Here is a 13,421-nt window from a genome sequence, read left to right as displayed (position 1 = left end):
AGAAATATTCTACTATTAAAACCATAACTGAGTACGTCTCAGTAAAACCCCTCCGAAACATAAACCTATATAACCTCAAAAATCATTTAAACAACACAGAAATTCATACAAAAAAATAGTAGTTTACTCAAATTTAGAGATTGTGATACCATGATTTTAAAGAAGGTGAAATCATGTTACATTCATTTAATATAGAACGTTCAATTGAAGATTTTTTACTTTACTTAGAAGGATTAAGATATGCACCAAATACAATCAAAAGTTATCGTTTTGATTTGGAAGGTTTTTTCACATTTGCCATTCCACACAACAAGTCTATGGAATTTGAGTTTAAAAGATTAGAACAACTACTACTGCTGTACATTAATAGTTTGCGTGTATACAACAACAAGAGTGAATATGAAATCTCAACATTAAATCGAAAAAGGGCCTGTTTTCGTAAATACATTAAATTTCTGAATAAGTGGGAATATATTTCCTCTGACTTCTCTCATAAAATTGAATCTATGAAAAACAAAAAAAATCCCAACAAAGATATATTAAATCACGAAGAAGTTGCAAAGGTTCAATATTACTTAGATTCCATTCAGACTTCCCCTTGGCTTACACCTAAAAAGCAAGAAAAGTATATACGCAATCGTTTTATCTTTTATACACTCTTATATTCAGGTTTACGTGTGTCTGAACTTACAAATTTAAGATGGAAACATTTTAATATCACTGAAGGTATAATTATAGTAGATGAAGGTAAAGGGAATAAAAACAGAACTATTCCTATACATGAAGAATTAGTTCAAGAGTATGACACGTATAAATCATCTCTTCTATCTATGTATGGCAAGGAACATCCTATATTAACAGGATACTTATTCCCAAGAAACGAAAAACATCCTGACATTTCATTAACTACAAAAACAATTCGATTAATCATTCGAACAATTGTAAAGGAATCGTCTATCGTAGATAAACATATTTCCCCTCACAATTTACGGCACACTTTCGCATCTTATAGTGTATTAAACAACATTTCAATCCCTGTCCTCTCTTCTATACTTGGACATTCTAAAAAATCCATTACGATGGATATATATGCTCATGTTATTGATGATAAACAAAAAGAAAACGAACTAAAAAAACTCTCCTTTCGCTCTGGTTAATTCCAGAGTGTTTTTTTATAACAAAACTTATTTTATTGACTATAGTAAATAAAAATGTTAATATGTTCATATTGAAAAATACAATTGAATACGTACTCAGGAGGGTTTTATGAAGAAATTTAAATTTAAGAAACCTAATAAAAAAAATCTTCGTAATTACTTAATGTTTATTACGATTTTATTAGTAGTTCTTTCTCCATTTATTAGTGCATACTTTACGGAGAATCCTAAAGAAATTTCGTATACGACATTTACTAACATGCTTAAAGAGCATAAAGTAAAAGAAGTTACAATTATAAGAGGAACTGGTTCTGTCGTAGTAACAGATAAATCAAAGAAAGAATTTCAAACAGAAAATCCTCGTCATGAAACATTCAAGAAGGAATTACTTGAATCTGATGTTCGTGTCGTAGAGTATACACCTATTGATTTTGCAGGGTACCTTCGTAACCTTATTATTATTGGATTAATAATTGCCTTCTTCATTTGGATGCAGAAGAAACAAATGAATATTGGTGCTTCCTCTAAAACATCATCTACTGTAAAAATTAATTCCGATTTATCCTTTAAAGATGTTGCAGGAAACAAGGGTGTTATTAAGGATTTGAAACTACTTGTGGACTTTTTAAAGGACCCTAAGAGATATGATAAATTAGGAGCAACAATGCCTAAAGGTGTTCTTTTATATGGACCACCAGGAACAGGAAAAACACTAATTGCTAAAGCATTAGCAGGTGAAGCTAAAGTTCCTTTCTTCAGCATCTCAGGTTCGGATTTTATTGAGAAATTTGTAGGGGTTGGTGCTTCTCGTGTTCGTGATTTATTTGAAAACGCAAGAAAACATTCTCCATGTATCATTTTTATTGATGAGTTAGATGCAATTGGTGGAAAACGTGAAGGTGCTCACGCTGAAAATACCCAAACAATTAATGCATTACTTTCTGAAATGGATGGATATTCTTCTGCAAATGGAGTATTAGTCATCGCTACTACAAACCGTATTGAATCTTTAGATGATGCTCTTGTCCGAGCAGGACGATTCGACAAGCACGTAATGGTTCCATTACCACAGACTCCTCAAGAGCGTGAAGAAATTATTGAGATTCATGCAAAAGGAAAAACATTTGCTGATGATTTTTCAATTAGTCATTTAGCAAAACAAACTCTTGGTTTTAGTGGTGCAGATATAAAATCCTTATTAAATGAAGCTTTACTCATCTCAATTCAAGATGGTAAAGAAGCCATAGATATGCAAAGTATTGACAAGGCTATGTTTAAGATAATTCTGAAAGGTCATCCAAATGAGGATATGCCACGAAGCAAAGAGGAAATTCGATTAGTAGCTTATCATGAAGCTGGTCACGCCCTTGTTGCGAAGTTAATAACAGATATTTCAGTTCCTAAAGTAACGATTATTTCTTCCACTTCTGGTGCAGGAGGCGTAACATTCTACAGCCCTTCTAAATCAGGACTACATACGATTGAAGAGTTGAAGAATGAAATCAAACGAGCATACGGTGGTCGAGTAGCTGAATATTTACTGTTTAATGACAACCAAAAAGTAACAACAGGTGCTCATAATGATATCTTGCAAGCTACTAAGAAAATCAAAGAAATGATTTCTTCCTATGGTATGGATGAATCAATTGGCATGTTAAATCTTAATGTGTTAAAGGCTAATGAAAGCTCAATCTTAGAACGTGCAACGAAGTTATCAAGCCAACTTTACGATGAGACTGTTCAACTTCTTACAGACAATCGACTTCTATTAGATGCCATTGCAGAAGCCCTAATCGAAAAAGAAACATTATCAGAAGAAGAATTGGATGCTATTATCAGTGAACATTCTGATGTACGAATTGCAAGTTAAAAGAGAGAGTTTATCTCTCTTTTTTATAACTATATTAAGGGAATACATAGCAAAAAAGGAGTATGAATTATCATGCTCCTTTTACCTCTTTTACCTATTTATAGATTATTATTCAATTTCTCATAGTAAAATACCCAAATTGGATATCCACTTGAGACATTACAACATTCCATAATTACAGTTAGCTTCACTTTTTCACCAAAATATTTACTTAGGAATTTCTCAATATCTTCTGGTTCTCTTCCATTAAATCCTTGTCTATGATTTCCCCAAATATCCATACAACACTCTTCAAACTTCTTGTAATCCCACTGTAAAAGCCTATCTGAGTAAACTGTATGGCTTTTTGCTTCAACATAATCTTTTTTCCACACTACATACGGGTCATAGCTAAACGGATACTCTCTTTTCGTTTTCTTTACAGGATTACCGTTGAGGTCTACATATCCATTATTCACAAAAATTACTCCATCTTCTGTTTCATAATACATAATCTAATCTCTCCCTTTTCTACTATTAATTGATTCTTCTTGAATGAATTCCCTAAAATACCTCTTTTATATCAATATGTTTATTATATTCTTTTTGGATGAAAGAAATAAAACAATGACAAAATAAAAAAGCGTTACGCATCATTGTTTGATGCTTGTAACACTTTATTTAAAATCCATATCCACAACCATGTTTGGACATCTCTTTTTCAATTCTTTTACAAACTTTTCTTGTTCTTTAGGAGAAATCTTTATACTGCCAAACGGTGCTAACTTGTAAAAAATCTCAATAGCATCTGATGAACCTACGATTCTATAGCCCATAATAATATTTGTCGCTTTTGTTACTTTTTGAATATCTTCATATGCAATATAAGAACGAAAAATACCTCCTTGCACGAGCAGATAATCTTTTTCCATCACATATTTAATATCAATAAATAGCTTTCCTAAAAAATAGGTAAATATGAATCCCATCACGAGAAACGCCAAACTACCACCGATAAATTCTTGTTGTTGAGACATGATATCCCCTAATGGAATACCTATTGTCGATAGTCCTATAGAAACCGTTAGAAACACCATAAAGCTTGTTAATAGGATTCCTCTCTTTGTTTTAAATAACATGACACACACCTCTTCCTTCTTCAATTCATATCAAAGCACATTGTCATTATAATTACATACATATAAAAACATAACGATTTTCCTTCTCAATCTCTTCTTATAACAACTTTGCATGAATCACCAAATATTCTTCTGGATTACCATTTATCAAAATCGTTAGCATAGATTCATCCATGTTTTCTTCACCCGTCATAATAACTTGTTTTTTGGGAACAATCTTCTTATTTAGAACCACGTAACGAAACTCACCATTTAGTGTCTTAATGATGAAACTATCCTCTTTCTCTAATGAGCTTAGTTCTAAAATGGATTTTTTGAATTTCAAATGAGTAGACCCTTCTAATAAAACATTCCCCTTTTGCCCAGGTAATGCAGTATCCTTTATATGCCCAATCTCTTGGTCCACCTTATCAAAGTTCGTACCTTCTCCAATAGAAGCTTTATAATTCAACTTAGGAACTTCTAAAATACCTATTGAATTGTCACTTAACAGGTACTCTTCTTTTTCAAACGTATCTAATACATCCTTTACATCTTCTTTTATTTCATCTGAGACCTGATGCTTATCAATTGCTTCTTCCAATATTTCTACCTTCTGATTGTTTTCTGTTTGATTTACCTGCCTAACACACGTACCTGCCACTACAACAATTACCACAACTAAAAGTATTATATTGACTATTACTCTCAATATTTTTTTCATACACAACACCTCACCTACTAAAAATGTAACTGTCTATTATAATCATCTATCCATGTGTTTTATGCCTAAATAAAAAAGCCCCTTGTAATAAGAGGCTTTTTACTATTGTATGTATGATGTTATGATACTTGTGGTTCTGCATCGTTCACATTACCAAGAATGTCCCACTCCTCAATTCGAGGATAATTTTCTAAAAATTCTATCAGGGTATCGGAATCCTTAAATGCATCAGGGATTCGGAATGGAACAGTCAGATTTGTTGCCATCAATTGAAGTTGACCCGTTTTTTCATTTTTAACAACAAAGAATCGAACGTCTTTTTGATAATCTTTAATGTTAATAACGACTACATCTCCATGATGAAATTCAATTAACTCACCTTCAGCGTGTTCTTGAATCATATTCTCCTCGATAAATGCTCCAATAAGCTCCAGTGTTGCAAAGATGCTTTCTTGACTTGCATGTGCAGTAAATTGTTGAGGCATCATTTGTAAAAACGGAAACACGTCTGCAAATGCACCTTCTGGAATTCCATTTTTAAAATCAGCTTCACCAAAAGGATGACCAAACATTTTGAAGATATGATAAACTTCTTTCATTTCCTTAATGAATTCTTGGTATTCTTCCGCCTCTTTCAATTCTTTAGGTAATTCTTGCAAGCCTAACAAGTTTGCGAAGAATCGTTCCCCACCGAACGGACAAGAACCGCCACTCATGCAACAAACTTTCTCAGTATCCTCTTCCACACCAAATTCCTCTACAGTTTGATGTGCAATAAATTCAAGGATTTTCTCATTTTTAACTACCGTTTGAATTGCCTTTTGATAATCATTCGGGTTTCCGTTGAACTGAATCTGAACACCTTCACCAGTAAAGTCAATCTCAATCGTTACTTTACCTTTTTCCATTTCTGTCTCTTCATCAATAGGTGCATCAGTGAATTCTTCTGCTACTTCATACCCATTCACTAACGCTTCCGTTAAAATTTTGTAATTATAACTTGATTCATTTAACCACGCTGTTGTATGTGGTTTTTTCTGAATTACTAAAGTGGCCATAGTGACTAAAACGTCTGCTTCAGGAATGCCAGTCGAGTTTCCTTTCATAGAAGCTTTCACTTCTTCAATCTCCATATCCATCTCCGCTGATAAAACGATTGTATTTTTATTTTCCATTTCTAATCACCTCATAATGTTATTTGTATTCAACGAATCATTTGAATTTGATTCAGTATTTTTTATTATATAAATGTAACGATTACTTCATTCCTTTTATAGAATCGAGCATTTTCTTTCGAATAACAAACAAATTATTTTGTTTTCGGAATCAATTAAATACTGTTTTCGGAATGTACGAAATAATTTCTTCTATGACTTCATCATTTACAATTTCTCCATTTGTTTTCGAATATACATAAAAAACATCTACTTTATAATCTTGCTTGTATTTTTTATTCTTATATTCATTTACTTCTTTTGTTTCTCGTAAATAAGGAGTATCTTGTAAATAGCTTGGTGGTTTCACTTGGATACCACATAATAATGTTTCATTTTTAAATAACTCATAATCTACTTCGTATTTGTAATCAATACGACCCGATGTTTTTTTACAAGATACAATAACACCTTGTTTCTTTAACTCTGTTTGCAGTGCATCCATTGTATTACGTTCTCTAACGACAACGCCATTCCAACTCTCAGCAATCACTCGATAAAACACTGCATATTGGCATTCTCTCTTCGTTAACCCGTAAGGATTCCCTCTTTTAACGATTTCGTTATAAAGAACATCTCCCTTAAAGGCTAAACTCCCTCTGGTTCTTCCATACTCATAATTCAATTGCTTTACGGCATATGGAATTTTACCGTCAGGTCGAATTAAGATAACCTTTCTTTTTAAATCCTCGCTTAAATCCATTTGTTTTAATTTTTCTAAACGTTGATTTCCAGAATGAAAATAAAATTCTTTCCATTCTTCTTTTGTTCGAAAAGTACCTTTTTCTATAAGAGATGCTACAGAGCCAATACTCCAAGAAGTATTTAATCTTAACTCATTCCAAATTGCATTTGTATAACGGAATTTATCGGGTTCCATTTCATTTTCGAATAAGTCAAGTTGCAAAGTAACACCTCGCTTTTTGGTTTTGTATAGGTGTAGGATATAGTTCAACCAAATTGAACGCATTTCCATTACCTGTTGTTCTCTCGTCTTGTTTTACCTCTTAAGGTATAAACTAATCATACACTTTTCATTTACTATAGTCAATAAAAAATCCTTGTTTTTATACAAGGATTTCTTTTTTTGTATTAATTTGCGACAATTTCCGTTTTACATTCAAAAACAAGTGTTTTTATCGTCTCTAAAATGCTTTCAATTTGATACTTCATCGTATAGATGGCATCTGCGTATTTCGGACACATATCACTTACGTAGCTACAAAGTGGCAATGCATACTCTTCTGTTTCTTTAATATATCGTTGAATTTTCGCTTTTTCGAAGAAATACATCGTACTTACGTTGTGACATCTATCAGCAATTTTAATTAGACAAGTTTTAAAACATACTCTCATTTGTTCATAATACACATCTGTTGTCATTTCTGGGATTTCTTCTTGCATTACTATTGTAGTTTTTGTTAATCGAATGATAATATCTACAATTTTTTTAGGTAAGTAATATACATTCAATAACATATCTACGGTAACTTCTGTATCCTCTAAAATATCGTGTAGCAAAGCTCCTGAGATGACTTCTTCATCGTGAATGCCTAAAGAGATAATTGCATTCGCTATGCGAACAGGGTGGCTAATGTAAGGCTCTCCACTTTTTCTCGTTTGTCCTTCATGCATCTTTTCCGCTAAGTTCAATGAAATAATAGCGTAGTTAAAATTTTTCCCTTTTAAATATCCTCTTAAATAGGCTAATTCTTTGTGCATTTGATTTGTATACATTGAAACACCACCCTTTCATTTGTTGCTATTTATCATAAAACTTTTATTGACTATTGTCAATAAAAGTAAGGTTTATTTCAGCATATATTTATATTATAAATCATCTATAATAACTATATCTTTTCCCGAAAGGAGGATGCCGTATGGAATTATTTCTTTTTATTGGCTCTTTTGTACTGACGTTTTTATTTGTAACCGTAACACTATACTTACTACTCAATAGATGGAATTATCATGATTCTACCTACAAAGACATAACAGGATTTCATTACAAAAATATAAATCAAGATAAAAGCATATTAGCTGAGTGGAAAATTTTTAGAAGGTTAGAAAAATCTTTTCCTGATAGTATGTTATTAGCAAATGTACATATCCCTTATCAAGATGGGCAAACAAATGACATTGACATCGTTCTTATACATTCCAGTGGTGTATACCCAATCGAATGTCAAACCTTAAAAGGGAAAGTATACGGCTCTGACAAGAGTAAAGAATGGGTTCAATGGATTACAGCAAAAAACAAATATCAATTTCCAAACCCGCTTTCAAAAAATAAACAATGTACTCGATTCTTGTCACAATACTTATCTCTCCCTTATGAAGGATTAACCCCTCTTATTGTTTTTGGAAAAGAAACGTTAACAGTAAAAGTTAAATTGTCATCCAGTACAAAAGCAAAGGTAATACAAGTAGATGATATAGAAAAAACAATTCGAAATCTCATAAAAGATTCATCTCCCGTATTAACCACAAAAGACATGAAGGGTATCTATCAAAAACTATCCTTATTTACGTCTATTTCAAATACACATAAACAATAAAAATAAGCTATCAATGTTGATAGCTTATTTTCTAATCTTTTCTAAGAATTTCAGTATTTCAAGGTATAACCATACAATTGAAACCAATAAAGCAAATCCGAAGTATGACTCCATATATTTTGGAGCTTTTGCATTTACACCTTCCTCAATTAAGAAGAAATCTGCAAGAAGATTTAAAGATGCAATTCCGATAATTAGTAAGCTGATACCGATACTTAATGGACTGCTATCATGCAAGAATGGAACAGAAACACCACATAACATAAGTGCAAAATCAACTAAATAAATAATTAATACAGATAATGTTGCAATCTTTACTACGTTTAAAAACTTCTCATTTACTTTAATAATTCGAGTTACGTATAGGAATAGCATAGCCATCACAACTGCAATAGTTGCCAGTACAGCTTGTAAAACAATACCTGGGTATTTATGCTCTATCATCGTAGAGATAAAACCGATTAAAACTCCTTCTAAGGTCGCATAAATAGGAGCTGTTAACCATGCTATTTTAGGTACTGATGCTGTTATCAACGAAATAACAAAACTGGCAATTAAAATACCAATAATTAGCCCTACAGATGTTTTCATCCCCATGGTACCTTTCTGTATTTGCATAAACGAGTATAAACTCGCTCCTAATAACAGAATTAAATAGATAAATGTTTTTGCTACTGTTCCTCCTACTGTCATATGTTCTTCATTGATTGATGATTGCTGAAATTTTTCTTTATCTTTCAACATTGGATTTTTCAATGGAATAACCCCCTTTATTTGATATACCTTATATTAGATTTTAGTAGCAGATTTTATAAATCAATTTGGTCGAATATAAGCAAAAAGGACGAAATGATATCATTCGCCCATTATCTACCTGCTTATTCATTTGATGAGAGTTTGTATTTCTCAAAAGTTTCTTCAAAGACTGCCAATTTAATTGTTGTAGTAATTGGAAGTTTCGAGTAAACCCATTCTGAGTATTCTCGTATGTATCCATATGCGATTTCACATAGTTTGTAATGCCCATCAAAATAAGTAGTTGATATTTTTATACGCTCCATTATGATAGCTAAACAAATCGGATGAGAAAAATGTTCTTTGTTTTCCATAACATACGCATCAAACTCTGAATCTTCTATTTCGCCAATCGTAACTAAGTTATGTAAGTCAGCTAATTTTCTAATAAATTCTTTATCTTGTTCTTCAACTTTCTTTGATTTGTTCATTGGAAGCATCCCTTTCTTTTATCAAACAGAAACTCCCAAGAAACGTTTCTTGAGAGCTTATGTATCTGTATTAATTTAACACTCGTGTTGCACTTGTTACTCCACTTGGATTCATTTTAGAGATTTTAATTACATCTCCTGTTTGTGGAGCGTGAATGTATTGACCATTACCAATGTACATTGCTACGTGATGTGCAGGTTTGCCCCAGAAAATTAAATCCCCTGGTTGAACTTCACTTACAGGAATTTGTACACCTGCATTTTGTTGTTCTCTCGCAACCCTTGGTAATTTCACTCCTGCAACATTTTTAAAGATATATTGCATGTATCCAGAGCAGTCAAATCCAGAAGGTGTTGTTCCTCCCCATACATATGGAAGACCAAGGAATTTTTTTGCTTCAGCAATTACATTTTGAGCTTTATCTGTAGATACAGGAGCTGTTGGAACGGATACAGATACTGGAGCTTTTACACCATCTGTATTCGATGTTTGAGCTTGTGCAGTAGCATTACGACTCCCTTGAATTCCTGCAATCACTGGCGGTTGTACTGTAATACGGAATTGATTTTGCTCTTGTGATTGATTTTGAGCATTTAATTCGACTTGTTTTTGAGCTTCTAACTGAGCTTGGCGATTTCGTTCTGCTTCTTCAGCTTTTTGTCTTTCAATCTCAGCTTGACGAGCACGTTCCTCTTCTTCCGCTTTCAGCTTTTGAATTTCCACTACTACCTGTGCTTTGTTTTCTTCGAGCTTTTGTTTTTCCGTCTCTACTTGCTCTTTACTCTCTTTTAATTTAACAGTCTCTTTATCTAAAACTTCTTTTTTCTCCTTTAAATCAGCCTCTTTTTCTTTTAGGGAACCCATCATATCTGTATCAGCTTCTACAACCGTGTTGATGGCAGATACTTTGCTAATAAAGTCTGTAATTCCTTCAGAAGAAACAAGAGCATTCATATAACTAAATTTAGGAGCATTCTTTTCTTGAATTACACTTAATCTATTCTTAGAAATTCCTTTTGTACGTTCAAAGCTCTCCTGTGTTTTCGCTATATCTTCTTGTGCTTTTTCTACTTTTTTCCCCGACTTTTCAATGTCTTTTGTTAACTTATCAAGCTTTGTCATGGATTCGATAATCTCATTATCCATTTTTTGAACTTTCGTTTCTGCTTCTTCAATCTCAGGACTCGCAAATACCTGTAATGTATTAAATGATAATGCAGTAGCTAACGTTGCTAAAGCAATAACCTTTTTACTTTTCTTTCTCATAAACTATCATCTCCTTTTAATTTATATATATGTAATTTAAATTATTGTCATTTACTATAGTTTATGATATAAATTTTATTGACTAAAAACAACGAGATTATCGTTATGTAAACGACTCTTAACAGTCTGTAATGTTAGTGTAATGTTTCTGACAATTGATATTTTTATAGAAAAATAGCACCCTTTACAAAAAGAGTGCTACATAAACTATTGTTCTCGGAAATATTTCTCCCATTCTTTCATCTTTTCGAAAGACAATTTTCTTTCACCATCAATTGTGAATTTATCAATTCCTTTATCTTTAAAAACTTCAACAATGGGTTTCTTTCTATTGATAGTTTTGATTTGAATATCTGGGGTATCTAATTCTGTTCCTGTAATTAATTTTTTCGCATTCTCTTTTGTGGTAAACAAGAATGCGAGGTTTTCATAGTTTTTATAGACTGAGTTTTTTCTGTTAATTGTCACATATGTTCTGGTTCTTTTATCCCATAAGGAATAGATACATGGTTCAAAAAAGAATAGGTTATAAAATTTGAAGTTTTCAGCTTTAATTTCATGCTTCGAAAATACATATTGTACCCTACCTTCTATTTCATTTAATAACCTAACTCTAATTCCTTTTTTATTATTGGATTGAGAGAGGATTTCTTTTATGTACCCACGTTCTATTTCACCTTTGGACGTTTGAACCTCTACATACAACCCGACAATTAAATTCTTTTTAACTGTAACATCAATATTCATGATTCTCACCTCACTTTTTAAAGAATTATATGCAAATCTTTATATTAAAAATATATATTTCTGTTCTACTGCTTATAATAAGTAGATTTGAAAGAACAGGTATTTCACAAGGAATCTATTATACAAGGAGTGTTTTTATAATGAATACAAACGAAACAAAGCAAATTTTATTGCAAGTTGCTCAAGAGATTAAAAATCATGGAGGTCGAACATTTTATGTTGGTGGTTATGTTCGAGATATGTTCATGAATAAGGAAAGTAAAGATATTGATGTAGAAATTTACGGTATTACACCTGAAACGTTACGAACTATCTTATCTCAGTTTGGATATGTAGATGAGTTCGGTGCTTTCTTCGGTATTTTAAAAATTTACGGAGTGGATATCGACTTCTCTATGCCCCGTAAAGAGGTAAAGACAGATGATGGCCATACAGGATTCGATGTTGTTGTAGACCCATTCTTGGACACCCTAACAGCCTCAAAACGCAGAGATTTTAGAATGAATGCTATTATGGTAGATGTGTTAACTGAGGAAGTAATTGACCACTTTAATGGTGTCTCTGACATTCAGTTAGGCATCATTCGTCACATTGATGAACATACATTTATTGAAGATGAATTAAGAGCATTTCGAGCTTGTCAATTCGCTTCAAGGTTCAACTTTACAATTGCAGAAGAAACAATTGATTTATGCAAGGGATTTCGATTCTCTCTTCCAAGAGAAAGAATTTTTGAAGAGTTTTTAAAAGCATTAATGAAAAGCGAAAAACCTTCCATTTTCTTTTCATATATGAGAGAAATGCTTATTGTTAAAAAGTTGTTTCCTGAATTAGATGCATTAATTGATTGCCCTCAAAATCCTATCTTCCACCCTGAAGGTGATGTATGGACACATACAATGATGGTAATTGATGAATTAGCAAGCTTAAAGCATTTATCTTCAAATCCTCTTGCATTTATGTTGTTGGGACCTACCCATGACATGGGAAAACCTATTACAACTGTTATTCAGGAAGATGGACAGATAACAGCTCGTGGACATGCTGAAGAAGGTGTACCTGTTGCGAAGCAATTTTTGAAGAGAATTACTAATGACAAACGATTAATTAAAAATGTTTTAAATATGGTAGAAAATCATATGAGACCAAACTCAATTGCATTTGGTTCAGACAAGGCTGTTCGAAAATTAATGGTTGCTACTAACATCGAAGACATTGTGTTGTTCGGAGAAGCAGACCATAAAGGTAGAGGTATTTCTGAAGAAAAGAAAGATTACACAGAAGTAAAAGAATGGTTCCATCAAAAAATAGAAAAACTGCAAACGGTTGGAGAACAATCTACTATCTCCCCTCTTGTTTCAGGAAAAGATTTAATTGATGCAGGATTAAAACCTGGTAAAGAATTTAGCATTTTACTGAAAAAAGCATTTGATTTACAAATCGAAAATGGTTTATCGAAAGAAGAAATTCTTGAAAAAATATTATTATGAAAAAGACCTGTTCGGGTCTTTTTTTCTTGCTATTTACATGAGTGTTATTTATCCTTTATTGTTCTCGGTTT

Annotated in this window: 14 protein-coding genes; 4 read left to right on the top strand and 10 right to left on the bottom strand. The window is 32.3% G+C overall.

What is annotated here, in order from left to right:
- Nucleotides 1-173: 173 nt before the first annotated feature.
- Together CQ064_RS08410 and CQ064_RS08405 are read left to right on the top strand one after the other, a co-directional pair.
- On the top strand, nucleotides 174-1,157 hold the full coding sequence (locus tag CQ064_RS08410) for a tyrosine-type recombinase/integrase (protein WP_000903258.1): 984 nt from the start codon (nucleotides 174-176) through the stop codon (nucleotides 1,155-1,157).
- Between the two features lie 109 nt (nucleotides 1,158-1,266).
- On the top strand, nucleotides 1,267-3,027 hold the full coding sequence (locus CQ064_RS08405; RefSeq protein ID WP_000713606.1) for an ATP-dependent metallopeptidase FtsH/Yme1/Tma family protein: 1,761 nt from the start codon (nucleotides 1,267-1,269) through the stop codon (nucleotides 3,025-3,027).
- Between the two features lie 98 nt (nucleotides 3,028-3,125).
- On the opposite strand, the gene CQ064_RS08400 is transcribed toward CQ064_RS08405, so the two are convergent.
- The 6 genes from CQ064_RS08400 to CQ064_RS08375 all read right to left on the bottom strand — a co-directional run bounded on the left by CQ064_RS08400 (nucleotide 3,126) and on the right by CQ064_RS08375 (nucleotide 7,799).
- Nucleotides 3,126-3,518: a hypothetical protein gene (locus CQ064_RS08400; protein WP_000291107.1), complete on the bottom strand. Its 393-nt coding sequence runs from the start codon at nucleotides 3,516-3,518 to the stop codon at nucleotides 3,126-3,128.
- 165 nt (nucleotides 3,519-3,683) lie between these two features.
- Nucleotides 3,684-4,145, bottom strand: a complete 462-nt coding sequence (locus CQ064_RS08395) for a PH domain-containing protein (RefSeq protein ID WP_000897942.1) — start codon at nucleotides 4,143-4,145, stop codon at nucleotides 3,684-3,686.
- 97 nt (nucleotides 4,146-4,242) lie between these two features.
- Nucleotides 4,243-4,848: a sortase gene (locus tag CQ064_RS08390; RefSeq protein WP_000722780.1), complete on the bottom strand. Its 606-nt coding sequence runs from the start codon at nucleotides 4,846-4,848 to the stop codon at nucleotides 4,243-4,245.
- Between the two features lie 119 nt (nucleotides 4,849-4,967).
- The gene (locus CQ064_RS08385) at nucleotides 4,968-6,023 is read right to left on the bottom strand and encodes a hypothetical protein (protein WP_000428570.1); all 1,056 of its coding nucleotides are present in this window, start codon (nucleotides 6,021-6,023) and stop codon (nucleotides 4,968-4,970) included.
- Nucleotides 6,024-6,174: 151 nt separating this feature from the next.
- Nucleotides 6,175-6,969 carry a hypothetical protein gene (locus tag CQ064_RS08380; protein WP_142389145.1) on the bottom strand — a complete coding sequence of 265 codons (795 nt, stop codon included), beginning with the start codon at nucleotides 6,967-6,969 and terminating at the stop codon, nucleotides 6,175-6,177.
- Between the two features lie 185 nt (nucleotides 6,970-7,154).
- A complete protein-coding gene (locus tag CQ064_RS08375; protein ID WP_000288491.1) occupies nucleotides 7,155-7,799 on the bottom strand; it encodes an HD domain-containing protein in 645 nt (214 codons plus the stop codon).
- 143 nt (nucleotides 7,800-7,942) lie between these two features.
- Here CQ064_RS08375 and CQ064_RS08370 point away from each other — a divergent pair, with 143 nt between their 5' ends.
- Nucleotides 7,943-8,620, top strand: a complete 678-nt coding sequence (locus CQ064_RS08370; RefSeq protein WP_000418703.1) for a nuclease-related domain-containing protein — start codon at nucleotides 7,943-7,945, stop codon at nucleotides 8,618-8,620.
- 24 nt (nucleotides 8,621-8,644) lie between these two features.
- On the opposite strand, the gene CQ064_RS08365 is transcribed toward CQ064_RS08370, so the two are convergent.
- From CQ064_RS08365 to CQ064_RS08350, 4 genes are all read right to left on the bottom strand, one after another.
- Nucleotides 8,645-9,376, bottom strand: a complete 732-nt coding sequence (locus CQ064_RS08365) for a Bax inhibitor-1/YccA family protein (protein ID WP_000795400.1) — start codon at nucleotides 9,374-9,376, stop codon at nucleotides 8,645-8,647.
- 122 nt (nucleotides 9,377-9,498) lie between these two features.
- Nucleotides 9,499-9,846: a hypothetical protein gene (locus CQ064_RS08360; protein WP_001043219.1), complete on the bottom strand. Its 348-nt coding sequence runs from the start codon at nucleotides 9,844-9,846 to the stop codon at nucleotides 9,499-9,501.
- Between the two features lie 70 nt (nucleotides 9,847-9,916).
- Entirely contained in the window at nucleotides 9,917-11,113 is a 1,197-nt protein-coding gene (locus CQ064_RS08355) for a C40 family peptidase (RefSeq protein WP_001227902.1), read from the bottom strand.
- Between the two features lie 207 nt (nucleotides 11,114-11,320).
- On the bottom strand, nucleotides 11,321-11,860 hold the full coding sequence (locus tag CQ064_RS08350; protein WP_001018080.1) for a DUF2196 domain-containing protein: 540 nt from the start codon (nucleotides 11,858-11,860) through the stop codon (nucleotides 11,321-11,323).
- Between the two features lie 140 nt (nucleotides 11,861-12,000).
- Between CQ064_RS08350 and CQ064_RS08345 the strand changes: the two genes are divergently transcribed.
- Complete coding sequence (locus CQ064_RS08345; RefSeq protein WP_001095296.1) at nucleotides 12,001-13,350, top strand: CCA tRNA nucleotidyltransferase; 1,350 nt, start codon at nucleotides 12,001-12,003, stop codon at nucleotides 13,348-13,350.
- Nucleotides 13,351-13,421 lie beyond the last annotated feature (71 nt).

Source organism: Bacillus sp. MYb78, from assembly GCF_002975115.1.
GTDB classification, from domain to species: Bacteria; Bacillota; Bacilli; order Bacillales; family Bacillaceae_G; genus Bacillus_A; species Bacillus_A cereus.
The sequence above is the reverse complement of the archived record's forward strand: the minus strand, read 5'-3'. Positions and strand labels throughout refer to the sequence as shown.